Annotated in this window: 17 protein-coding genes and 2 pseudogenes; 15 read left to right on the forward strand and 4 right to left on the reverse strand. The window is 36.7% G+C overall.

Annotated features, from left to right (window positions below):
- The first annotated feature begins 11 nt into the window (after nucleotides 1-11).
- The 3 genes from ACYT32_RS03145 to arsC all read left to right on the forward strand — a co-directional run bounded on the left by ACYT32_RS03145 (nucleotide 12) and on the right by arsC (nucleotide 1,678).
- Nucleotides 12-161, forward strand: a complete 150-nt coding sequence (locus tag ACYT32_RS03145) for a hypothetical protein (RefSeq protein WP_395264433.1) — start codon at nucleotides 12-14, stop codon at nucleotides 159-161.
- Between the two features lie 135 nt (nucleotides 162-296).
- Nucleotides 297-1,259, forward strand: a complete 963-nt coding sequence (locus ACYT32_RS03150) for an alcohol dehydrogenase catalytic domain-containing protein (protein ID WP_395264434.1) — start codon at nucleotides 297-299, stop codon at nucleotides 1,257-1,259.
- 2 nt (nucleotides 1,260-1,261) lie between these two features.
- Nucleotides 1,262-1,678 (forward strand): arsenate reductase (thioredoxin), encoded by a 417-nt coding sequence (gene arsC, locus ACYT32_RS03155; protein WP_395264482.1) that lies wholly within the window; start codon nucleotides 1,262-1,264, stop codon nucleotides 1,676-1,678.
- A 99-nt stretch (nucleotides 1,679-1,777) separates the two neighbouring features.
- Here the strand turns inward: arsC and ACYT32_RS03160 are convergent, their stop codons facing one another.
- Nucleotides 1,778-2,185, reverse strand: coding sequence for an iron-sulfur cluster biosynthesis family protein (locus ACYT32_RS03160; RefSeq protein WP_395264435.1), 408 nt, complete (start codon nucleotides 2,183-2,185; stop codon nucleotides 1,778-1,780).
- Between the two features lie 212 nt (nucleotides 2,186-2,397).
- Between ACYT32_RS03160 and ACYT32_RS03165 the strand changes: the two genes are divergently transcribed.
- The 3 genes from ACYT32_RS03165 (at nucleotide 2,398) to ACYT32_RS03175 (ending at nucleotide 6,660) form a co-directional block, all read left to right on the forward strand.
- Entirely contained in the window at nucleotides 2,398-3,648 is a 1,251-nt protein-coding gene (locus ACYT32_RS03165) for a PTS transporter subunit EIIC (RefSeq protein WP_395264436.1), read from the forward strand.
- Complete coding sequence (locus ACYT32_RS03170; RefSeq protein WP_395264438.1) at nucleotides 3,620-4,522, forward strand: alpha/beta hydrolase; 903 nt, start codon at nucleotides 3,620-3,622, stop codon at nucleotides 4,520-4,522. Before ACYT32_RS03165 ends, ACYT32_RS03170 begins: the two co-directional genes overlap by 29 nt.
- Before the next feature lie 248 nt (nucleotides 4,523-4,770).
- Nucleotides 4,771-6,660 carry a fructose-1,6-bisphosphatase gene (locus ACYT32_RS03175; RefSeq protein WP_461793358.1) on the forward strand — a complete coding sequence of 630 codons (1,890 nt, stop codon included), beginning with the start codon at nucleotides 4,771-4,773 and terminating at the stop codon, nucleotides 6,658-6,660.
- Between the two features lie 84 nt (nucleotides 6,661-6,744).
- Here the strand turns inward: ACYT32_RS03175 and ACYT32_RS03180 are convergent, their stop codons facing one another.
- Nucleotides 6,745-8,784, reverse strand: a complete 2,040-nt coding sequence (locus ACYT32_RS03180) for a KUP/HAK/KT family potassium transporter (RefSeq protein ID WP_395264440.1) — start codon at nucleotides 8,782-8,784, stop codon at nucleotides 6,745-6,747.
- A gap of 345 nt (nucleotides 8,785-9,129) precedes the next feature.
- Here ACYT32_RS03180 and ACYT32_RS03185 point away from each other — a divergent pair, with 345 nt between their 5' ends.
- The 3 genes from ACYT32_RS03185 to ACYT32_RS03195 all read left to right on the forward strand — a co-directional run bounded on the left by ACYT32_RS03185 (nucleotide 9,130) and on the right by ACYT32_RS03195 (nucleotide 11,927).
- Nucleotides 9,130-9,462, forward strand: coding sequence for a bacteriocin immunity protein (locus tag ACYT32_RS03185; protein WP_395264441.1), 333 nt, complete (start codon nucleotides 9,130-9,132; stop codon nucleotides 9,460-9,462).
- Nucleotides 9,463-9,537: 75 nt separating this feature from the next.
- The gene (locus tag ACYT32_RS03190; RefSeq protein ID WP_395264483.1) at nucleotides 9,538-11,157 is read left to right on the forward strand and encodes an ABC-F family ATP-binding cassette domain-containing protein; all 1,620 of its coding nucleotides are present in this window, start codon (nucleotides 9,538-9,540) and stop codon (nucleotides 11,155-11,157) included.
- 263 nt (nucleotides 11,158-11,420) lie between these two features.
- Complete coding sequence (locus ACYT32_RS03195; RefSeq protein WP_395264442.1) at nucleotides 11,421-11,927, forward strand: VanZ family protein; 507 nt, start codon at nucleotides 11,421-11,423, stop codon at nucleotides 11,925-11,927.
- Nucleotides 11,928-12,075: 148 nt separating this feature from the next.
- On the opposite strand, the gene ACYT32_RS03200 is transcribed toward ACYT32_RS03195, so the two are convergent.
- The gene (locus ACYT32_RS03200) at nucleotides 12,076-14,808 is read right to left on the reverse strand and encodes an HAD-IC family P-type ATPase (protein WP_395264443.1); all 2,733 of its coding nucleotides are present in this window, start codon (nucleotides 14,806-14,808) and stop codon (nucleotides 12,076-12,078) included.
- Nucleotides 14,809-15,076: 268 nt separating this feature from the next.
- On the opposite strand from ACYT32_RS03200, the gene ald reads away from it, so the two are divergent.
- The 5 genes and pseudogenes from ald to ACYT32_RS03225 all read left to right on the forward strand — a co-directional run bounded on the left by ald (nucleotide 15,077) and on the right by ACYT32_RS03225 (nucleotide 22,833).
- Nucleotides 15,077-16,201, forward strand: coding sequence for an alanine dehydrogenase (gene ald, locus ACYT32_RS03205; RefSeq protein ID WP_395264444.1), 1,125 nt, complete (start codon nucleotides 15,077-15,079; stop codon nucleotides 16,199-16,201).
- Nucleotides 16,202-16,463: 262 nt separating this feature from the next.
- Nucleotides 16,464-18,941 (forward strand): hypothetical protein, encoded by a 2,478-nt coding sequence (locus ACYT32_RS03210; protein WP_395264446.1) that lies wholly within the window; start codon nucleotides 16,464-16,466, stop codon nucleotides 18,939-18,941.
- Between the two features lie 615 nt (nucleotides 18,942-19,556).
- Nucleotides 19,557-21,158 (forward strand): annotated as a pseudogene (locus tag ACYT32_RS03215) (ATP-binding cassette domain-containing protein).
- A gap of 697 nt (nucleotides 21,159-21,855) precedes the next feature.
- A pseudogene (locus tag ACYT32_RS03220) lies at nucleotides 21,856-22,067 on the forward strand (ATP-binding protein); the annotation flags it as partial.
- A gap of 274 nt (nucleotides 22,068-22,341) precedes the next feature.
- Nucleotides 22,342-22,833, forward strand: coding sequence for a PTS sugar transporter subunit IIA (locus ACYT32_RS03225; protein WP_395264447.1), 492 nt, complete (start codon nucleotides 22,342-22,344; stop codon nucleotides 22,831-22,833).
- Nucleotides 22,834-22,835: 2 nt separating this feature from the next.
- On the opposite strand, the gene ACYT32_RS03230 is transcribed toward ACYT32_RS03225, so the two are convergent.
- Complete coding sequence (locus tag ACYT32_RS03230) at nucleotides 22,836-23,816, reverse strand: AraC family transcriptional regulator (RefSeq protein ID WP_395264448.1); 981 nt, start codon at nucleotides 23,814-23,816, stop codon at nucleotides 22,836-22,838.
- 130 nt (nucleotides 23,817-23,946) lie between these two features.
- On the opposite strand from ACYT32_RS03230, the gene ACYT32_RS03235 reads away from it, so the two are divergent.
- Nucleotides 23,947-24,726 carry a hypothetical protein gene (locus ACYT32_RS03235; RefSeq protein WP_395264449.1) on the forward strand — a complete coding sequence of 260 codons (780 nt, stop codon included), beginning with the start codon at nucleotides 23,947-23,949 and terminating at the stop codon, nucleotides 24,724-24,726.
- Nucleotides 24,727-24,815 lie beyond the last annotated feature (89 nt).

Here is a 24,815-nt window from a genome sequence, read left to right on the forward strand (position 1 = left end):
AGGGAAAAGTTATGTCTGATACAAAAGAAAATCCATACTGTCATGCAGGTATGGAATGTCACACTGGTTGTCGTTGTGCAAGTAGCGATGGTATTTGTCACTGTCCAATGATCAGTGATGAAAAATGTGCCTGCAATGGCTACTGTGGAATGAAAAAATAATTGCTTTAAAGAGAGCAGGACAAAATACGTTTGCTTTTTAGCATCAATGTAAATAGAGAGGTAACTCGACTTGGGGTTGCCGCTCTATTTGTATTAAAAGCAAAAATAGTTATATCCAAGTTTCAGGAGGTAGAAATGTTAGCTGCTTATATTGATCAAACTGGCGATCTGGATGAAATAAAATTTGGTGAAATAGCTGATCCAATAATTAATGAACATGAAGTTTTAGTAGAAATTACGGCCGTTTCCGTCAACTTCGTCGATACTTTCGTTCGTTCAGGTGGTTTTCAAACGAAGTTGAATTTTCCATTCGTTTTAGGACGAGATGGTGTCGGTGTTGTCAAAGAAATCGGTCAAAAAGTGACAGATTTTCAAGTCGGTGACCTGGTCTGGACAAATAGTATGGGCTATGATGGCCGAGCCGGAACTGCCAGTCAATTGGTTGCTATTCCTAGTCAACGACTATTCAAGATTCCCAATCAAGTTGATCCAATTAAATTGGTTGCTGCAGTTCATTCGGCTGCGACAGCGGCAATTTTATTGACTGATATTTTAAAGGTTGAAGCTAAGAAAAATATTTTAATCGAGGGTGGCGCTGGTCACGTGGGAATTAAATTAGTTGAATTGGCTAAGAGTTTAAACTTACAAGTTGCTACGACTAGTAATACGAAAGATTTTGACAAATTCTCCTCTTTTGGTGCAGTAAAAGCTTATGATTACCACCAACCAATTTCTCAAATTAGTCAAAAGTTCGATTATATTGTCGATACTTCGGGCAATGTTGATTTACAGATGAATCTCAATCAGTTGAAATTAGGCGGGCAGATTGCTTTGATTACCGCTCCTAGTGATAATCAGTTTTCCTTTGATGTCCGTCAGATGTATACTCAAGATCAGGCCATCAAGGGCTTCGTCATTAGTCATGCCCCTTTGTCACAACTAAGAAAAGCTGCAAAGTTGTTAAATCAAGCTTTTGCTCAAGGTAAATTGCTCGATGATAAAATTGTCCAACTACCGATGGCCCAAATGAAACAAGCTCAAAGTATGTTATTGAATCATCAAACGGATGGTCAAAAGATCGTTTTAACTTGGAGATAATGATGAAAAAAATATATTTTCTCTGTACCGGTAATTCATGTCGGAGCCAAATGGCAGAAGGTTTTGCCAAACAACTCTTAGGGAATGACTGGCAAGTCGCTAGTGCGGGAATCGAAAGTCATGGGGTCAATCCCTTAGCCATCGAAGCAATGCAAGAAGTAGGAATTGATATTTCGACAAATAAATCGAAGCTGATCGATAATGACTATTTGCAACAATGTCAACTCGTAGTGACACTCTGTGGTGATGCAAAGGATCGTTGTCCAGTAACGCCAAAAACAGTTCGAAAATTGCACTGGCCTCTAGCTGACCCCGCACAAGCAAAAGGAACTAAGGCAGAAAAAATGTTAGTTTTTCGCCAAGTTCGGGATCAGATTGAAGCAAAAATCTCGCAATTAGCTCAAGAATTGAATCGCTAATAGATATAAAAAGTATCACAAAAAAGCAATCAGACTCCTCAATTGAGGATAGTTCTGATTGCTTTTTGACTTGATAAATATGTGTAAGACAGATTATTATCAGCAGATTTGATCGCCCAAGGTAACCATTTTATTGAGTCGTTCCTTTTCGGTTTCAGGTTTAACATTCCGCCAATCGATAATCGACAAGTTACTATCAAGGATACCGGTCTTGTCCCTTAAGGTGAGGGTATCGTGGTCAAAATCAATGGTTAGATTGTCACCAACTAGATATTCTTCAAATTTAGACATACTAAGTTGATAACCAGAGTCATTTTCGATCGTTAGATTAAAATTATCGTCGGGCTGATTTAAGATGATCAGCTGAAATTTGTCAGCTAAATCACAAGTAGCTCCGACACTTGAGTACTTGTTGGAACCATCGTCAGTAGTCAGAATAACAACGCTGCCAGTAGGAATTTTGTCGGCCAAAAATTGTTTAGCATTATCAGTAATTGTAATTTTCATAATAATACTCCTCTCTGAAAAAAGGTTTAGAAAAATTAACTCGTACAAAACTTATTACATCTTTAATTTAGTCTTGATTTAGTGCATTTGCAAGTCACTTGCTTGGATATTTTTAAATAAATCTAAAGCTTAATTAAATTCAATGAAAGTTATATTTTTTTTGAAATAATGGTTTTATAATTAGAACGTTCTGAGGAAGAGGGGGTAGATCAATGGATCGATTGTTGAAATTTACAACCTGGGTTTATGGTAGTAAAATGATGCGCATTATTCGTGATACTCTCAAGATGATGTTTCCAATTATCTTATTTGGGAGTTTTGCGGAAGTTTTGCAAGTCACTTTCTTAACACCGACAGGTTTCATGGCTGTCTTGTTCGGTATCACTAAGTGGTTGCCGTTTCACAAAGACTTAGCGTGGGGTATGGGGGTGATTTATCACTGTACGATCGATATGGTAGCAATTTATTCTGCCTATGGTTCGGCTTATTTCACGGCCAAAGTTTATGGACGTAAATCTTCAGCGGCTGGGGCGATGGGACTGTTAGCATTCTTAATTGTCGCTTATCAACCTAATCAAGATGGGTTGTTGAATTTCAATCCGCGTTTGATGTCAAATGGGATGTTCTTTTCCTTAATTATTGGCTATCTCTGCGGTCGGCTGATGGTCAAACTAGTCAATCTTCAAAAGGAAGAGTTATTTCAACTCTTGAAGCCGGTAAGTATTATTATCCTTAGTGCTGCAATCGTTAATTTGATATTGGGCTTTGTTGGCCGATTAGAGATTCCCAGTTATGTGGCAACTTTTGTAACCGAACACTCACAAGTTAATTCTTTAATGTATGTCTTGGGGATGGGATTATTGACCAATGTTTTATCATGGTTAGCAATCGGTGGACCATTCATACATGCACCATCTTTCACCGATGCAGCTTCTTTAGCTAATATGAATGCTGCTTTGAAAGCAAAATCAGTTTGGAATGTACCTTTTAAATTTACCGATACGACCTTGTATCATAGTTTTGCCAATTTTGGTGGGACCGGGGTTATGTTAGCCTTGATCATTGCCATATTGATTTTCTCCAAGAAAAAGGTCAATCGAAATACTTCTAAATGGGCCATTTTTCCCGCAATTTTTAACAATAATTATCCGATGATGTTTGGGATTCCAGTTTTATTTAATCCAATCATGTTTTTCCCATTTGTTTTAGCGCCATTTTTTAATATGCTGGTGGCAGCGTTATTCTTGTCATTGCGTTGGATGCCGACGTCAGCCTATCCAGTGCCATATGGGACTCCTGGGCCTTTGATTGCCTTTATCGGTACAAACGGTAATTGGTGGGCTTTTATTTTCGGAGCCATCCTGATTTGCTTAGACGTTTTGATTTACATGCCGTTTGTCAAATTGGCAGATAAAACGATTGAGGAGGTCGGCGATGATGATGAAGCAGTACAAGCGGTATAAAAAGTGGATTTGGACGATCGTTGGGGTGTTCATTTCCACCGTCTTAGTTATCATGTCTTTTCAATGGACTCAAACTGAAGTCAGTGAATTGATGCGCTGGCATAACTCAAAAGTTTCTCCAGTCATTATGATTCCTGGTAGTTCGGCCACAGTCAATCGTTTCGACACCTTAGTCAAGAAGCTCAATAAGGGCAAAGCGAAAAAGGATCAACACAGTCTTTTAAAAATCGAAGTAATGAATAATGATAAATTGAATATCACTGGTCAGATTAGAACTGGTGACAATGAGCCAATAATCGTGGTCGGTTTTCAGAATAATGCCGATGGCTACAGCAACATTAAACAGCAAGCTAGACGTTTTAATATCGCATTCAAGTACATCACCGATGCGTATCGATTCAATAATTTCAAGGCGATTGGACATTCGAATGGCGGCCTGATTTACACCTTGTTCTTGGAAAAATATTTTTCAAACTATTCAGACCGTGTGACCCTGAAACGTTTGATGACAATTGGTTCGCCATATAACTTCAACGAAAATTCCGTTCATCATAAGACCCAAATGTTGACGGATTATATTGCTGACCGTAAGAATTTACCAACTAATATGGATGTCTACATTGTTGCCGGGACCGAAACTTATAATTCCGATGGCTTAGTGCCACTGGGCAGTGTGGTAGCCGGTAAATATATTTATCAAGGACAAGTTAAGCATTTTACAACTATTTCCGTATCAGGGTCAGATGCGCAACATTCCGATTTGCCCCAAAATGACCAGATCATTGACTTGATCAATCGATATATTTTGGATCCAAGTTCTAAACAATCGCTAAATGGAAAAAGCAATATGAATAATCAGCCAAAAAATCCTTAGATAAATTAATCATCTTTTTCAGGTTTCGTTCGGTTTAGATTAGCACAAAATAATTTATTGGTGCTGGGCTGGATTGTTACTAGCTTTTCGCCAGTTTTGATAATTAAAGAGAACATCCGTGTTTTAGAGATAAAACGGGATGTTCTTTTTTAATTGCACTTGGAATCGCTTACTTAGAATGGTATAGTTTTGATTGTACCGCCGTACCAGTGAGAAACAGCGACTATTTTAAGAAAGGTATATATCAAATGAACGAAGAATTTGCCAATTTAAATGAAGTTAAATCAGAGATTATCAATCTATCAGCCATTTTAAGTTTGCCAAAGGGGACGGAAGCCTTTGTCAGTGATGTCCATGGCGAATATGATGAATTTGCACACATTATGCGTAATGGTTCGGGAAATACTAAACAGAAGATAGCGGAATTGTTTACCGGCCGTTTGTCGCCTATGAGTCAGAAAAAATTGGCTTTTTTGATTTATTATCCTTCCGAAATTCTTGCTAAGACTAAGTTAGCAATTAATGACGATGAGCAAATGATTCAGTGGTACATGGATACTTTTAATAATTTAATCGAGATGTTGAAGTATACCGCTAATAAATATACCCGTTCGAAGGTTAGAAAAGCACTCAACCCAGATTTTGTTTACGTGACGGAAGAATTGTTATATGCCGATACTAACGCCGAAATGAAACAATTGTCTTATCAGGAAATCATGAATAGTATCATTAAATTGAACATGGCCGATGACTTTATCATTGACACTTGCCATTCGATTCAGAGATTGGTTGTGGACCACATTCACATTATCGGCGATATTTATGACCGTGGACCACACCCGGATTATATTATTGAACACCTAGTTCATCACTGGAAAAACTTTGATTTTCAGTGGGGGAATCACGATATACTTTGGATGGGCAGCGTGGCCGGTTCTAAACTATGTATGTTAAATCTCTTAAGGATCTGTGCCCGGTATGATAATCTGGAAATCTTGGAGCAGTCTTATGGAATCGACCTCTCTAAAATTCGCTTGTTGGCAGTCGATAACTATCAGCCTCTGGCCAGTTTTACCCCTAAATCCGATACCGGTAAAAAAATCAGTCCGGCACAAGCCGCGGTTGATAACCGAATTCAACAGGCGGCTGCCATTTTACAATTTAAACTCGAAGGCCAAGCCATTAAACGGCGTCCCGAATTTAAAATGGAGAATCGACTTTTACTTGATAAATTAAGTTTTGATCGAAAAGAAATCACTATCGAAGGCAAAAGCTATCCCATCAACAACGGTTGTTTTCAAATGGTTGATAGTCAAGATCCTTATCAATTAACCGCCAAAGAATCAGCTACGATTGACGATTTGATGAAACAATTCATGTCCTCAAAGAAGCTGAAACAACATATTCAATACTTGATCGACAATGGTTCAATGTATTTGAAGTATAATGGTAATCTCTTATTGCATGGCTGTGTTCCGGTAGCAGAGGATGGTGAATTACTTGCTTGGCAGATAAAAGGTCATTCCTATGCCGGGAAGGCACTGTTTGACTATTTTGATCGAATAATTCGGCAGGCTTTGGATCATCCGACTACCGCCGATACTTTTGAAAATGATGTTATTTGGTATCTTTGGACTGGCAAAATGTCACCGTTATTTGGCAAGGACAAGATGACGACCTTTGAACGATATTTTATAGATGATAAACGACTGCAAATTGAACGGTTAAATCCTTATTACTCATTACGTAAAGCATCGTGGTTTGCGGATAAATTATTTGAGGAATTTGGCTTGACATCGGAGGGCCATATTATCAACGGTCATACGCCTGTTAAAGCTGGAACGTCACCCATTTTAGCCAATGGTAAGATTTTTGTGATCGACGGAGGGATGTCTAAGCCTTATCACAAGACCACAGGAATTGGTGGTTATACGCTGTTATCAAATTCCTATGGCCTCCAATTGGTCACGCATGAACCGTTCACCACGAGAAAAAAAGCTATTGCAGAAATGACGGATGTTGTTTCGACTAAGCGGGTGATTGAACAGTCTGTTAAACGAAAGACCGTCGCCGAAACTGATATAGGTCAAGAATTGCAACAACAGATGAATCAGTTATTGAAACAATTAGCTAAATGATTTGAATTTAGGTATTATCGAGATAAACCAAAAAGGCACAGGATTCTTCTTTTACGAGAATCCCGTGCCTTTTAAATGATAAATTTAATCTAAAACCTCTTTGGGTTTAAGACTGTTCTTAATTTTATTTTGAGCTAAATATGGATCGTAATGTTTACCTAAGAATAGCGGAACCTTTTCTTCGACCACATCACTGAATTCCAAACCGAACCACATAGCAGGCGACAAAGTAATATTTTGGAGCAAAAGTCGTCCACCAATCAAGAAGCGGTCAAAATTATTCATATAATCTTGAGCTCCTAAATCTTGGAACTGCTGATTTTGAATGATGAACTTGAAAGATCCAGCCCGACGATTTGGCAAAATTGAGTATTCTGGCGTTTGATCATCAATGATCTTTTTATCTAAGAGGGAATTGATGATCTGACGAATGTAGATGTTAACGTGTTGCGACTTCTTAAAGCCGAGGTTCAAATTAACATTGACGATATTTCTAGTTCCCATCATATCAACTGTGTAGTTGCATTCGTAGGGGGCATCAGTTTGATTAACGCTGATAAACCAGTAAACTTTAGCCCGTTTAGGATCTTGATCAAGAATTGAATAGATGATGGAACGTTTGCAGGAATAATCTTGATTCGTCTTGTTCATATAAACTAGATTAGTCGCATATAGCGGAATCGTTTTGTCCTGACTGAGCTTTTCAATCTGTGGCACAAAGTCACTCAAACAAACTGATTCACTTTCACCAAGGTAGGCGTCACGTCGTTTGTTGCCAAAGAACCAAACTATCATTACCAACAATATAGCAGTCGTGATAATAACGGTGACATACCCTCCGTGGATGAATTTGATTAGACTGGAGATTAGGAAGAGCGATTCCAAAATGGCAAAGAAAATCACGAAGACGGTTGCTAATAAAGGACGCTTTTTCATAATCAAGTACTGATGCAATAATAAAGTCGTCATCAGCATGGTTAAGGTGATCGCCAAACCATAGGCTGCTTCCATATGTTCGGAAGTCTTAAAGCCCCAGACGACTCCCAGTGTGATTGCACAGATGATCCAATTGACAGCGCCGATGTACAACTGACTCTTGACTTGGCCAGGGAACTTGACACGCATCTTAGGCAAGATTTTTAGGCCAATTGCTTCTTGTACTAAAGTAAATGACCCCGTGATTAAAGCTTGGGATGCGATGACAGCAGCAATTGTCGCAATCACGATGGCAAAAAATTGAAGACGGTTAGGTAACATTGCATAAAAAGGATTGATGCTCTTAACGCCAGCAAATTCTGGACGATTGTAATTAGTAATTACCCAAGCGGCTTGTCCTAAGTAGTTTAAAGTTAGCATGGCATAGACAAAAGGCCAGGTGGCATAAATATTTTTCTTACCAACTTGTCCCATGTCGGAGTACAAAGCTTCTGCACCAGTAGTTGCCAAAAAGACACTACCCAGGATAAAGATTCCCACATGATTATCAGGACTGGCGATAACTTTGATCGCATAGATGGGAGAGAGGGCTTTTAGAACAGAGAAGTCTCTAGTCAAGTTAAGTAAGCCCATTAAACCGATAAAGGAAAACCAAATCAACATGATTGGCCCAAAAGAACGACCAATTTTTTCAGTCCCGAAAACTTGAATAAAGAAAATTGTTAATAGTATAACTGTAACGATAATCAAGACCATCCCTTGATCATTCGGGAAGACAAAATTGCCAAAAGACTGGCCTTTGATTCCTTCAATCGCAGACGTAACGGTCACGGCCGGTGTCAAAGTTCCATCCGCTAATAACGCCGCGCCACCGATCAAAGCTGGAATTATCAACCATTTTGCTTGTGACTTGATCAAAGCATAGAGGGCAAAGATCCCACCTTCACGATTGTTATCTGCTTTCATAGCAATTAAAACGTATTTAACAGTCGTAATCAGCATTAAGGTCCAAAAAATCAGTGAAACACTGCCGATTATATAATCAGGCCGACTTTTTGACATCGTACCAGCATCTTTTAGGATGGCATTCATAACATAGAGTGGTGAAGTACCAATATCACCGTAAACGATACCAAGAGTAATCAACATCCCCCATTTGGTGCAGGATGTCGTCGTGGTTCTTTTCATTTTATATACCCCTCGATTTCTTGAAAATAACCATTTATTTCTTTAACGAAGATTAAAGATAGTACTTTTAAATCCTTTTTTCAATAACTATTTATAAAAAGATTAGGCATAAGATTATAACGCCGCTTTAAATCTTCAAAGAAACCGCTTGAAATCAAGTAATTTTTTCTTAAACGCCGTTACGTCTCACCGATATTTATTTTTAAATTAAAAATGTTTGATTGGTGGTAAACACTGTTATAATCGCAAAAATATTGTAAAAAAATTAATTATTTTTGTTAAGCAATTTGTAGTTAAAAAATTAATAAGCCTCTATTATTGTGGTTGAAAAAAGAGGTTAATGTCATGAATAAAACAACAAAGCAATTAATACTTAATAAGATAGTAGAAGAAATGCTAGTAAAATTGAATGAAGTTATTAGTGACCCTGAGTTAAAAAAGCGGCCTGATTTATTTCAAATTTTGAACAAAGATATTGTAATCTTAACTAAGACTAAAAATATCGATCGAATCGCACCGCAACTTTTTCAAGAGATCAGCTTAAAGTACATTGAGGATCCTAACAATTTCCCTAAATCTCTGATCGAATTATATTATTGGGCTCGAATCGAGACTAATAAGTACGATGGTTTAGCATGGAGTACAGTACAATCTGGAACTGTTTGGCTGGAAAATTAAAGAATTAATTGCGTCCATCAATAATTCCCCGTATAATGCAAGCTAGACTACATTTAAGAAATGAGGATTATATATTTGATTACTGTTAGTGACGTTAGTTTGCACTTTGCCGATCGAAAGTTATTTGAGGATGTAAATATTAAGTTTGCTCCGGGGAACTGCTATGGCTTGATTGGTGCTAATGGTGCCGGCAAGTCAACATTTCTAAAGGTTTTGTCAGGCGAAATAAAACCTTCCACAGGTTCTGTCAAATTAGGACCCAATGAACGTTTAGCTACCTTAAAACAAAACCACTTCGATTATGATGATTATACAGTTATGGAAACGGTCTTAATGGGCCACACAGAACTTTACCAAATCATGCAAGAAAAAGATGCTATCTACGCAAAACCAGACTTTAGTGAAGAGGACGGATTGAAAGCGGCCGATTTAGAAGCTAAGTTTGGTGAAATGGGTGGCTGGGAAGCTGAAGGTGAAGCTTCTCAAATGTTACAAGGCTTGAACATTCCGGAAAGTTTGCATCAAGTTAAAATGAACACTTTAACTGCTGGTCAAAAAATTAAAGTCTTGTTAGCTCAAGCATTATTTGGACAACCAGATGTCTTGTTACTTGATGAGCCTACCAATGGCTTGGATGTTGAGTCGATCGACTGGTTGGAAGAATTCTTGATCAACTTTGAAAACACCGTGATCGTAGTTTCCCATGATCGCTACTTCTTGAACAAAGTCTGCACATATATGGCCGACCTTGATTACAGTAAGATTCAACTTTATGCCGGTAACTATGATTTCTGGCAACAATCATCCGAATTAGCTCAAAAGATGAAGCAAGATCAAAACGAGAAAAAAGAAGAAAAAATCAAAGAATTACAAGACTTTATCGCTCGCTTCTCAGCCAATGCGTCTAAATCAAAACAGGCAACTTCACGTAAGAAGATGCTTGATAAGATTACTTTAGATGATATTCAACCTAGTTCGAGACGTTATCCATTTATCAAATTTGTGCCTAACCGAGAAATCGGTAATGATTTGTTAAAAGTCGATAACCTTTCGGCAACGATCGATGGCAAGAAAGTATTGAACAATGTCAGCTTTATCTTGAACAAAGATGACAAGGTAGCCTTTTTAGCCAAAGATGATATGAGAACGACAGCACTTTTCAGAGTCTTGAGTGGTGACTTAGTTCCCGATTCCGGTACGATCACTTGGGGTGTCACAACCAGTCGAGCTTATTTACCAAAAGATTTCAACTCCATGTTTACTGAACCCACACCAATTATTGATTGGTTGCGTCAATTTGCCGAAAAAGGTGAGGACGACGATACTTTCTTACGAGGTTTCTTAGGAAGAATGCTCTTTTCTGGAGATGACGTAACTAAGCATGTGGATGTTCTTTCCGGTGGTGAAAAAGTTCGTGTCATGCTGTCGAAGATGATGTTGCTCAAGGCAAATGTCTTGCTGTTAGATGATCCAACCAATCATTTAGATTTGGAATCAATCACGGCTTTGAACGACGGTTTGATCGACTACAAAGGTTCAATTCTATTTGCATCGCACGATCATCAATTTATTCAAACAATTGCCAACCGTCTGATTTATCTCACCAGCGATGGGGTAGTTGACCGTGCCGATACAACGTATGATGAATTCAGAACTAATCCGCAAGTTGAAAAACAAATTGCTGAATTAGACTAAATATATTTTCAAGAAAAATTATTCACTTCAAAAAAATCTCAGTGAAGCTAATCGTCCCAGATGATTAGTTCATTGAGATTTTTTGGTGTATTTTTAATTAATTCAAAGTTATTTCGTAAGCTTTTTCATCTCAAGGATACATTTTCTTCAAACTATTGACGCATTATTTTAAGGTAGACTAAATATTTGGATGCTAAGATTTGATCATAACTTAAAGAAAACCAACGAATAAAAAATAAATTTGTCGGAAAGGAGTGTTGTCGATGCGTTGGATACCATTATTCGTTATCTTGATCTTATCGCTGCTCTGTGGAATCTATCTGTTTGATAATGTCAAAGATATCGTTAAACGAAGAATTGCCTTTTTAAGCCTCATCTACATGACCCTGTTAGGAACGATCTTATTCACACCATTTTCTTTTGATGGAGTAGGGGTTTACGTCATGCCTGCTGGAACCGGCAGCGTCAATTTATACCATATTTATTATGACCTTGGTTTTGTCGAAAACATTGCCTTGACTGTTCCTTTAGGATTTTTATTGAAGCGTGCTTTTAACAAGATTCCTTGGATCACAATGGCTCCAATCGGTTTAATGATTGGGGCGACTATTGAAACGATGCAGTATTACTTATCACACTTATACCTCATCAACCGTACTAGTGATATCAGTGATGTTGTTGCTAACGGAATTGGCATTGTTATTGGTGCAACTTTAGTCTTAGTTTATCGCTATGTGGTGGAAGAAGATTTACTCAAGAAGCGAATTTAATTTGAAATTCAGTCCAGACTAACATTGATTGAGATAAGCAATCCCAGTAGATTTAACCATTAAAAAGGTAATCTACTGGGATTTTTTGCTGGACTAGTTTGAAAAATCACAGAAAAAATCCACCTGCCTAAGCAAGTGGATTCAATAATTAACTTGTAATTTTTAAGACCCGAATACGGATGAATTTACCAATTTCAGTGATTATGAGGACGACTAATCCCGCCATTATTGGAATCAACCACCCATAATAGAAGTTGACGTTAGTCGTGTGGAAGATATCCTGCATGAATGGTAGATAGATAATTCCCAATTGCAGGACAATCAAGATACCAATAATGTAAAAGGCCATCTTATTCTGGAAAAAGTACTTAGAGATGACCGGATGATTATTTCGCAGGTTAAACAGATAGAAGATTTTCCCAAAAATAATGATATTTAAGGCTACCGTACTACCAACTATTTCTGGCAATCCTTGACTCGTCAGGAGATCAAAGATCCAGATACCCAAACCGGCAATCAGAGCAGAAACGTAGATGATTTCAAAGGTATCGAGTTTGTTCAATAGTCCCGCTTTAACATTTCTTGGACCACGAGCCATGATCCCGGCTTCTGGTGGTTCAAAGATGAAAGCAAATTGAATAGTTAAGGCTGAAACCATGTTGATCCAGAGTAGTTGGGCTGGATATAGTGGCAAGTCTTGGCCTAAGAGGATACTGATAACTACGATTAAACCTTCGGCAAAACTGGTTGGCAATAAGAAACGAATGGTTTTACGAATATTGTCAAAGACGTGACGTCCTTCTTTTACAGCGACAACAATATCAGCAAAGTCATCATCGGCCAGGACCATATCAGCGGATTCTTTGGCAACTTCAGTACCTTTAATACCCATAGAAACACCGATATCAGCTTGTTTTAAAGCTGGTGCATCATTCACTCCATCACCAGTCATGGAGACGACGTGACCATTCGCTTGTTGAGCCTTCACAATTCGCAACTTATTAGCTGGAGTCGTGCGGGCAAAGACGTTATAGTCATCAATCTTGCTGTTCAGTTCTTCGTCTGACATAGCATCGATTTCTGGTCCGGTGATAGCTTTGACAACCGAATCGAGGTCCAATTTATTAGCAATGGCGGAGGCTGTGTCAGGGTGATCACCAGTGATCATTTTGACCTTGATGCCGGCCATGCGTAATTCGTGGATCGACTTTCTCGCTTCTTCACGAGGAGGATCGATGATTCCGACCAAACCAGAAAACATTAAATCTTTAATCTTATCTTTATCGATTTCAGAAACACTCTGATCGACTTCTTGGTATGCTAAAGCAACCACACGCAAACCTTCGGCTGCCAAATCTTGCATACTTTGATTCCAGTATTCACTCTTCGTTCCAATCTTTGAAAGCGACATAATCGTTGAAGGCGAACCTTTGACCATCAGCAATCTTTTACCATCGACCATTGCTAAACGAGCCGAGAATCTAAAGGCCGAATCAAAAGGTAAGGAATCGATTTCTGTAACTTCTGGATCATGTCCAGTCATTTTTCGATAGAGCGTTGTCAGGGCACCATCGGTTGGTTCACCATTCAACTCCCAGCGATTATTTTCAAAATGCAATTGAGCGTCAGTCGTTTGACCAGCGATTGTGACTAATTCTTTCATTTGTGGGTCGGCTTGCCAATCAAAGTCTTGACCGTCTAATTTCAAATTACCAGAGAAATCAACTCCACCGTCAGCACCATAACCGACGCCAGTTACCGTAAAAGTATGTTTAGGAGTGATAACCTTTTTGACCGTCATTTCATTTTTAGTCAAAGTTCCGGTCTTATCACTGTTAACTATATCAACAGCTCCTAGAGTTTCAACGGCTGGAAGCGACTTGACGATAACTTTTCGTTTAGTCATCTTCCTAGTTCCCATTGCCAAAACGACCGAAGTACTTGCGGGTAGCCCCTCAGGCATTGAACCCACGACCATTGTGATCACTGAGATCAATAGCATTGGTAGGGAATAAGTATCGAAAATGTAACCGAAGATAAAGAGAATTACCGCAGCAATAACGATTGCAACTGATAGGCCAAAACCTAATGAGTTCAAGTTCCGCATCAATGGTGTTGGACGACTTTTAACCGATTCAACCGAATCTTGAATTTGACCAATTTCGGTTTGGCCAGCAATTGCCGTCACAATCCCTAATCCTGAACCACTAGTTACAGCAGTGGAGGCGTAGACCATATTACGGCGTTCAGCCAATGGTAACTTGGATTCAGAAATTGCTTCTTCAATTTTTTCGATAGGATTGGTTTCACCAGTTAAGGCTGATTCTTGCACACTTAAATTGTCTGCAGAGATCAGTCTCATATCGGCCGGTACTGCATCCCCAGCTTCCAAGTTGACTAAGTCGCCAACTACCAATTCTCTCGCATCTAATTCCAGTTTTTCACCATCTCGAAAGACAAAGTTCTTGGAGACTAACATTTCCCGAATCTTTTCCAAAGCATTGCCAGCTTGTTGTTCTTGAATGTAGCCAATGATGGCATTGACAATAATGACCAAGCCAATAACAATTGAATCCGAATAGCGATGCATCAAAAAGGTCATGATAGCAGCGGCCGCTAAGATGTAGATGATACTATTGTTGAATTGTTTGATGAATTGGATAAACTTAGAAGTCTTTTTGATTTCTAGTTCATTAGGTCCATCCTTTTTTTGTCGAGTTTTGGCTTCCTCAATGGTTAAACCATCAACCAAATTAGTTTGGTACTTTTGGGTTAATTCCGAATCGGTCAGTTGCCAGATTTCTTTTGAGCTTTGTATCGGGACGTGATCCGAATCAGAGTCTTGAGAGCCCTTAGATTGATAGACGTTTTCGTCTTGCATTAAAAAAATTCCTCCTGTATTAAACGAATATTAAAAAACCTCATGGTATTTCTAAGAAACATTATAAGGGAGAAGCCTATTCTAAAACAACAAGAATAATGAAAATTTGGAATAAAAATATTTGTTTTTAGGGATATTGACCAATCAGATTCAATTGCTGACAGTCAAATTTTAAGTGAACAATTTGACGTGCAGTTGCTTGAGAACGTTTACAATCCATGATATGGTATGTCGCGGATAGATAAAAAATCACTCAAGGAGGCATTACATGAAAATTGGTATACCAAAGGAACTCAAAAATCAAGAAGAGCGCGTGGGGATGACACCTAGTGGCGTTAAGGAATTGGTTCAACATGGCAATCAAGTTGTAGTTGAAACATCTGCTGGAATTGGTTCTGGATATACTGATGAACAATATAGAAAAGCTGGCGCAAAGATCGTTGATGCTCAGACGGCTTGGGATAATGAAATGATCATTAAGGTTAAAGAGCCAATCGAGGTTGAGTATCAATACTTCCAGCCAGGACAAATTATTTATACTTATTTACACTTAGCTGCCAATAAACAATTGACAGAAGCGATGTTAAAGAGCCATGTGATTGGAATCGCTTACGAGACCATGGTCGGTAGAAAAGGCGGCTTGCCTTTACTTTTTCCAATGAGTGAGATTGCTGGACGAATGGCAGTCCAAGTTGGGGCACACTTTTTAGAAGAACCTCATCAAGGTAAGGGTTTGTTGTTGAGCGGTGTCCCAGGAGTTAGACGTGGAAAAGTTGCCGTTATCGGTGGTGGAACAGTCGGTTTTAATGCTGCTAAGATTGCTATCGGTATGGGTGCTGACGTGACAATTTTAGACATCGACGCCAATCGGTTGGCAGAAATTGAGAATATTTTCAATGACAAGATCCACACTTTGATGTCAAACTCGCAAAATATCGCTAAAGTAGTCCAAGAGTCAGATTTGGTGATTGGAGCCGTTTTGATTCCTGGGGCAGCCACGCCAAAATTAGTTACCGAAGAGATGATTGCCACCATGGAACCAGGTTCAGTGGTAGTCGATATTCCAATCGATCAAGGTGGTCTATTTGAAACTAGCACTAAAGCAACGACGCATGACGATCCAATTTATCTGGTTCATGACGTGATCCATTATACCGTTGCAAATATTCCAGGCGCCGTTCCTAAGACTGCGACTGAAGCTCTTTCAAGTGTGACCCTGCCTTATGCAGTTAAAATTGCAGCTGAAGGATTTGAAAGTTCAATTAAGGATTCAACAATCGCTACTGGCGTGAATGTGTTCGATGGTAAATTAACTTCTCAAGCTGTTGCCGATAGTTTGGGTTTGCCTTTTACTTCAATTGCAGAACTTACAAGCATGGTTGAGAATCAATAATAAAGAAACTTGTTTTTTACATTAATGTAGAAAACAAGTTTTTTTTGTCAGCTAGGTTTAGAGCGTTTTTAATAATGGAATATTAATGGATGATATATATGATATACTATAATTGAAAGCGATTCCAACCTCGACAGGCTAGAAGACTTGTCACCATTTGGATTGGATAGGTTGGAAAAAGCCACTAAATTAGTTAGTGGTTTTTTGGTGTATCAGTAATTTCATCATCAACAGAATAATTATTCATCGAGGGGTAAAAAACATGCGTAAAATGCGGCTGACAGGGATAACTATTATATTGGTAGTGTTGAACTTTATTTGGATATTTTGGTTTTCTCAACCATTAAAGATCAATGCCTTAACCACAGATGATCAAAACGCAATTGCTGAACATCCTGGTGGCTTGAATATCAAAGATTATTTTACGATTGACAGTTTTAGCTATACGAAGGATTTCCCTTTCACAGTTAATTCCGCCAAAATAGCTGGTAATGATGATGTCTTAGTACTGACGGATGGACCGGGAAAAGATGTCAAAGGTAGTTACGGTGCTATTTGGGGAAATAGTTCCAAGTTAAACTACATGAATATTAATGAAGAACAAACTATTTCCGCCTGGTTATATTTTGGCCCCGATTATAATTCTGACGAACTCTATAACGGTCACGGAATGACTTTAACGCTTCAAAATGACGATCGAAAAACTAAGTCGATTGGGATGGGATTACAGGGATTAGGTGCTTATGGTTACGACAAACACTATAATTTCACCGTGGCTGGCTTCACGACCCGAACCCCACCATCGGTGGAGTATGTTTTGAATACAGCTATTAAAAATAGCATATCGCTTGAATTCGACACTCAACGTAGCGATGTTAATGCATCAATTGAAGACCCCGCAACTACAACCAATGGCCGTTCCGGTATGCCAATTACTTTATCAGAAACGATGATTTTAGGTAATGGTAATGGTACTTATTCACTAAATGGATATGATACTGCCAGCACCCGTTCCATTAATATACCAAGCGTTTTTCCTACCAATACCGCCTTAGGTGCCAGAGGAACATATGGTCATATTGCTTTGACGTATCCAGGAATAATTGATTCGTATTATAAATATCCGATTACAGATTACGACAATACCAAGCTCTGGAAGGGATATGAGGAAGCTCCTTCAATGTTTCATATCGATTCGACTCCGGCTAATTTGATTGATGATCAAAACTTAGAAGGTCGTAGTTTGTTGTGGCATCATTTAACTTTCAAGTGGATTCCCCATGACGACAAAAAAGCTACTATTAAGTATTCGTTCAATGATAAAGATATTGACGGAAAGGAAAATTTTAATACTAAAGGAAACTTTTTCCAGCGAATTGATAAGGAAATCACAGTCGATCCGAGAATCTTTAATTCTACAGATGGAAAGATTCTCTGGGGCTTCACTGGTGCTAATGGTTACACGCCTGGTGTTGCAAGTAAGATGGTGGTTTTTGAATCCATTCCAGCGATGGCTACTGGAAACGTTGAGGCCACGATTACTAACTTGGATAATGGCAAGACGGTTACCGAAGCTGATAATTATGTTCCTCATGGCGCAAATTTGGAACTCGACTATAAGGTTGAATTCGTTAAAGGGCGCGATAATTGGAAAGATATTAGTGGAAAAATCCAATTGCCAAAACATGTTAATTATCCGGCAAATAAGGGGATCTTAGCAACAATTGAGTATGAGGACGGTACCAAGGAATATGTTTATTCTGCGTTAGGCGAAAATGATGAAACCATCGGGGCTCCAATTAAAAAGCCATTGGGAAATATTAATGGTAATACCAACAATGTTGCTCACGTCAAGATATATGGTGTGGCCACTAATGATAGCGACCAAGAGTATCATATTGATGAAGAACCAGCCGTCTTCACAGGTTCCAATGCGATTGCATCAACAAATTCACCTAGCTTCATTATCGGAACGCCAAAAGATTGGACACTGAATTTAGCTGGTGGAACAGAACTTGAAGTACCATATCAACCTGATGAATCGGTAGTCAGTTTGCCAACTACTTTATCCTATAGTGACAATCATGCTATTGGTGAAAAGGATGAATTTAGTTATACTCTAAAGATTTCAGGGGTAGATAAAGCATATCAAGTTACCAAAAATGTTGACCCAGCAACAGGTAAATTGGACTTGAATTTAGTCGATATTGTTGGCGAAGATTTCTGGAATATTTTCACAGAAAATTCAACACATACAGTTACCGTTACAGCCACTGATCGAGATAATATTAGTTCTAATTCAATTGAGTACACGATTAATGTTGTACCGAATAGATTACTGAGCCTAGAAGTCTCGCCAAACCTTGAGTTCAAGACAATTACTAACTTTAGTCAGGACAAGATTTTAAATCGAATCAATGATTATGATGTTATCGTCAACAGTTTGAAAAATCCTTGGACTTTAAGTGTCGCATCGTCTGAGCTGACCGATAATGATGGTGATATTTTTAATGGTGGTCTGATCTACAATAATAAAAAAGAGATATTTGATTTAGATGAGGGGTATGTGAAAATCTTATCCGATAAAAATTCTTATGGTCCCCAGGCCGTTCCCATCAATGTGGCTGATCTGTGGAAGAGTGATACAGGATTATTATTGCAACAGATCGGTAATAACCAAGCTGGTAAATACGATGGTACCGTTTTCTGGCAAGTTGGAGATTATATGGAAAACCTTTGATATAAATTCGTCAGTAAAAAAACTCTATTCTCATTTGCACTGCTATACAGCAGTCAAATAGGATAGAGTTTTTTTAAAATTTTGGATCTAAACTTACTTTATCGTGTTGGTAGATAATTTCTACTGGCACGATTTTTTTGGTGCACTCAGCATGGGTGCTAACTTGGTTGACTCGGCTAGAAGTATTGGATAACAAACAGCATTTAGAAAAGTTTGTTGATACTATTATCCTATTTTGTAGTAATTGATTCATTCAATTTTTAGCAAATTTTTAAATCGAAATCGAGTGTACAAGTTATTGATGATATAAGATAGATGATAAATATCGAAGACTAGATCCCAAAAGCCAATGAAATATGGAAATACAATACGTAAATTGAGTTAATAAATTTATATTTTTTATCTTATTTGTAGTTATATGGTTATCAAATACATAGTATGATCGTTGATTATCTTTCAAAAACGAATTTTCTGTATTTTTTAAGGGAACCATTGACACAAAATTTGACAGTGAGTACTAATAATTACCAAAAATGGATAATAAATAGGCCAGTTAAGCAAGTGGTACCCCAGGTATGGCATGATCGACTATTTAGTTAAAGGAAGGGATTTAGCATGAAAAAATTCGTAAATAAGCCTTTATTTTTTATTACAATTATTTTAAGTATTTTGGCAGGATTAGAAACACCATTTAATGTTGTTACTTATTCTTATATATTTTATTTAATTAGTAACAAATCAAGTACATTAATTTTTCCTTCTGTAGTGGTGATTATTGTAGGCTATGGTATATTCTGTACTTTAAATTATACAAAAAGTGTTTTTATAAATAAAAACGTATACTCGATTAACAACAATATAAAATATTCATTTATGATTGACAAAATTTCGATGGTAAATCCCGATGAAAATGAATTTGAGTCTACAAACCTCTCTTTTTTTATGAATGATCTTAAATTATTAGAGGATAATTATTGGAGACAAATCTTTTCATTACTAAGTGGTTTCATAATGACTGTGGGAACATTGGGGTATGCTTTATATAGCAATGTATACATTACACTTGTGTTTTTAGGATTTATGATCTTACCAACGATTGCACCTAAAATATTCAGTAAAAGTATTCAAGAAAAAACAAATCAATGGTCAAAAAACAATCAAAATTTATCATTAGTCGTAAAGGACTTATTACACGGATCATTATTATTAAAAAGATATAATTCTGTGTTTGGTTTCTCCGAGAGACTTAAATCCTCAATTTCAAAAATGGAGAATTCTAATGCAGAATTGAAAAATAAAATTGCTCTTTCTAATAATGCCATTACATTTTTACTATATATCTGTACATACTTACCAATTGCAGTAGGTATTTATTTTACAATAAATGGGACAATTACTTTAGCTCAATTTGTTGCAATTCAATATTCTTCTTCATGGATTTTAAATGGATTTAATTCAATAGTTCAGGGATGGAATACTATTAATAGTACAAAAGACATTAGAAAAAAATTATTGAAACTACCTCAAAATAAGAAGCCTTCACTGGTGAACAATTCAGAAAACTTTGAGAGATTGAGCGTTGAAAATGTATCATTTAAGTATTCTAATAACAACGTTTTTAATGATGTATCTTTTGATTTAAGAAATGGTGACCATATTTTGATTAAAGGTAAGTCTGGAGTGGGGAAATCAACACTATTCAAATTAATTCTTGGGGAAGAGAAAAATTATTCGGGTAAAATTACAATTAATGATCATAGCTATGACAGATCATTTGCCTATAATATCTTTGGAATAGTTGGTCAAGAACCCATAATCTTTGAAGATTCGCTCAAAATGAATGTGACATTAGGGAAAGCTGACAGTAGTGATGAGGAAGTTATAAGTGCATTACAAAAGGCCGGGCTGGAAAAGTTTGCATCTAAGGATGGATTATAGTTAAGGATAAGTGAAAATGGACATAATTTGTCAGGTGGTCAATTAAAGCGAATTGAGATTGCCAGGGCGTTATTTTTCAATAGGCAGATATTATTGATCGATGAAGGAACTGCCTCGCTCGATGAAGAGACCGCAAATGAAATACATGATTCGATTTTGAAAAATAAATCTATTTCCGTGATAGAAATTGATCATCATATAAGTAATGAAACTGAAGGTCTGTATAATTCTGTCTTTGTGTTAAAAAAGGATGGGCTCATTCCAAGTTCATTAGATTAATAATTAAGAATTGTCTTTAAAAAAATGTATCCAGACTTTTATTATAATGAAAGAAATCAAAATTATTTTTCAAGTTACATGCCTAGTAGAAATACGATGCTCAAAAAGAAATTCGTTTTAAACCCTTTTATACGTTTAAATATCTCTCAGTACTTCAGAAAGCATTGGAGTATTCTAAAACGGGGAGATTGCTTGATTTGAGGTTAAAGCTTTATAACCCTGACCATTTTGAATGGGGCGGAGTTATGTTAAATAGCTGATTTTCTCTGAGGTTGTAAGCCTTTATCATTAGTTAGTACCTCAAATATAGGAAGAGTTTATTTTGCTTTTATAGATGGTTGATAATATTTAAGTAAGGGATGTTAATGGAGATAGGGTTAAGTTTAATGTCTGAAACTATCATGATGAGTATTTTACGATCGAACCTTTGAAGATATATTAAACCAGAAAAACTAGTCAATGATTTACCGTGTTATAAAAGAAATGTAAATAGTAATCAAAGGGAAGAAGTAGATTTGTTCTAAAAATATATCAATCATTTTTTTCAAAACTTTTTCCCATGTTCTAAAGGAACCAGAGGTCAAGATTACAAAAATCGCATCAGTCCGATTTGAAGTACTTCATAATTGTTAGACAAGAAATCTAACGTTTATGGAGCTTTTTTTATATGGTTAAATATAGTTCAAAATTAAAAGCCGAGGTTGGTTATTTACCAGTCAGTCATGATAAAGCCAATTTGTTGTTTCAATTAATAAACGCTCGTTATGAGAGAAATTCCACCATCATCACTGTCAATAGTGAGGTTGAAAAATTTCACGACCCAACGATAGCAGCTGCCATTTTGAACCAGTTGGTCCATCATGCGAACGTTATAAAAACATCGGTAAATCATACCGATTAAAAGAGTAAAGATAGCGTCAAAAGCCTATATTTTTAAACCGCCATTTTTCAACAATTTAAGACCGCATTTGAAAAAAAAGTCCATATCTTTATACAATTCAACATGTTTGAATTGTATAAAGATATGGTAAATAAAGTGTATTTAAGGAATACAATACTGATATACGAAGAGTTCAGTATCTAAAGATATGTTGCGTTAAAAAAAAGATATGACATTGTTAAATGACACCGATTACAATAATATTTATAACTGTAAACAATTTTATTATTTAGGAGATACAATATGTTCAAAAAGTTATTCCATAAGCAAAATACAGACTTTAATATATACAGTCCAGTTAATGGAACTTCATACGATATAACAAAAACGCCAGATGAAGTTTTTGCTCAAAAAATGTTGGGTGATGGTTTTTCAACATCGCCAACCGACGGAAATATCTATTCACCGATAGTTGGAACAATAGTTTCTTTATTTCCAACTAAACATGCGGTGGGGATAGAAAGTGATAATGGCGTTCAGGTTCTTGTCCACATGGGTATTAATACAGTTGAATTGAAGGGTATTCCATTTGATATATATGTAGAAGAAGGAGATAAGGTAAATAGTTCTACAAAAATTGCGACAGTAGATTTAGATTATTTGAAAAATAAAAATATTAAAGACGATATTGTCGTCGTATTTACGAATATGGATAAAGTTAAAAAAATTAATATCAATAGTTATGGAACAACATCAGCATCTGATCAGATAGGATCATATCAAGTTAACAAGTAATGCTATTCCTTGCTAGCCGAAGGTAGTCTATGATACTTTTCTTGATATTTTTTGTAAAAGAAAGATATGTTATTGAAACCTGAATTTTCAGCACACTCACGTATAGAACTATTAGAGTTTCTTATAAGTGATTCTGCTCTATCTAAGCGTAGATTAATTAGCAATTGGGAGAATGTTCTTCCAGTTGCTTTTTTTATTAATGTACTTACATAGCTTGAATTGTAGTTAAAATGGTGAGCAATATCATCCAAGCTTAATTTTTGATAATTTTGATCAATATATTGAAGAATCAATAACACATCAGAATGAGATTTACTTGTTTGTTTATTGGTTTGATAATTGAATATTCTGACCAACATCGTGAATAGAATCGAAATCAAATTTTCAATAATTTTATCACTTCCGATTCCTGGCTCTAAATGTTCTGTAATAATCTGGTTTATGATCAACCTAATTTTATTATCTTGTGAGTTTTCAAAAACGATATATTGATTGTGACTTTGTGACTCTGATAAGGCATTAAGGACAAAATCGAAAACGATTCCACCGTTGTAGTTGTCTTGACTAATTTGTCGGAGAAAATAATCTTTTTTAACCAAGATGTTAATTATAATATCATCTACACCAGTATTATCTATTGAGTGTGGAACATCAGTATCAACTAAGCAAATCTGTCCTTTGGTTAATTTTACAGTATTTCCGTCGATTACTTGAGTACACGATCCAGAATAAACGTAATTCAGTTCAATGAAATTGTGTACATGCAGTGGAACTGGGACAAATCGAGTATGTTTGACAATGTTGAAGCTTTGTCCGGTAGGAATCAAATCTAAATCATCAAAAATGTAGGCTTCTTTTCCGTTAATTTCCGTCTTTTTCAATCTATCGTAATAGTCGGCGGAAAGCTGGCTATTTCTTTTTTTATAATATTCCTCTCTCGTTGTCAGTTTATGCAATCTCTTATAAACGTCGGTAATTTCCATACGAATTCCTCTTTCCAAAGATATGTTATATATTCTATATCCTTATGACATTATATTAAAGCGCTTTCTTTTATAAAATGTAAGAGTAATCAATAAATCAATGTATTTAAGTTTAAGAGAGGTACATCATTTGAAAGTAATAAATAATCTTATAAGCCAAAAATATGATAACCACTTGTTTCCATTCGTTTGGATGCACGGAGAATCTGAAAATACTATAAAAAAGTATATTCAAAAGATAAATGAAACTGGCATTAAAGCAGTATGCTTAGAGTCCCGTCCACATCCAGATTTTTTAGGTGAGAAATGGTGGAAAGATGTTGAAATAATAATAAAAGAATGTAAAAAGAGAAAAATGAAAGTATGGTTCTTTGATGATCAACATTTTCCAACAGGATATGCCGGAGGGGCGCTTGAAAAGGTTGAGAATGAGCATTTAAAAAAAACTTTTTTGGATCAATCTCAGTTGGATTTTTCGGGGCCGATGAAGAACAGTACGATTATGGTCAATTGGGCCACCGGTAACCGTCCTCATATTATGAGCGTTGGAAAAGAATCTGATGTGAACTTAGAAAAAGACACTAACAAGAATAAAACAGTCGCGGTTCTTGCTGCCCCCAAATTGGGCTATAAAAAAATTCAAGAAGATAAGATTTTAAATTTAACAGATAAAGTAAAGAATGGTGTCCTGTATTGGGATATTCCAGCTGGTGATTGGACAATTACGGTAGTATATATAACTCACGAGGTAGGTGAGCAAGCAACCTCCGGTTACTTAAATCCGTTAGTTCCCGAAGCAACAGATTTATTATTGAATAATGTTTATCAAAAACATTTTGAACATTTTGGTCAATATTTTGGAACAACAATTGATGGTTTTTTTCCGATGAACCTCGATTTGGTAATGTGAAGGGTCCGGATGCAATCATTGGTAAGAAAAAAATGGCATTGCCTTAGGTTGAAGGTTTAGAAAAAAAAATTGCCGACAAATTAGGGATG

This window comes from Companilactobacillus sp. FL22-3 (genome assembly GCF_054881455.1).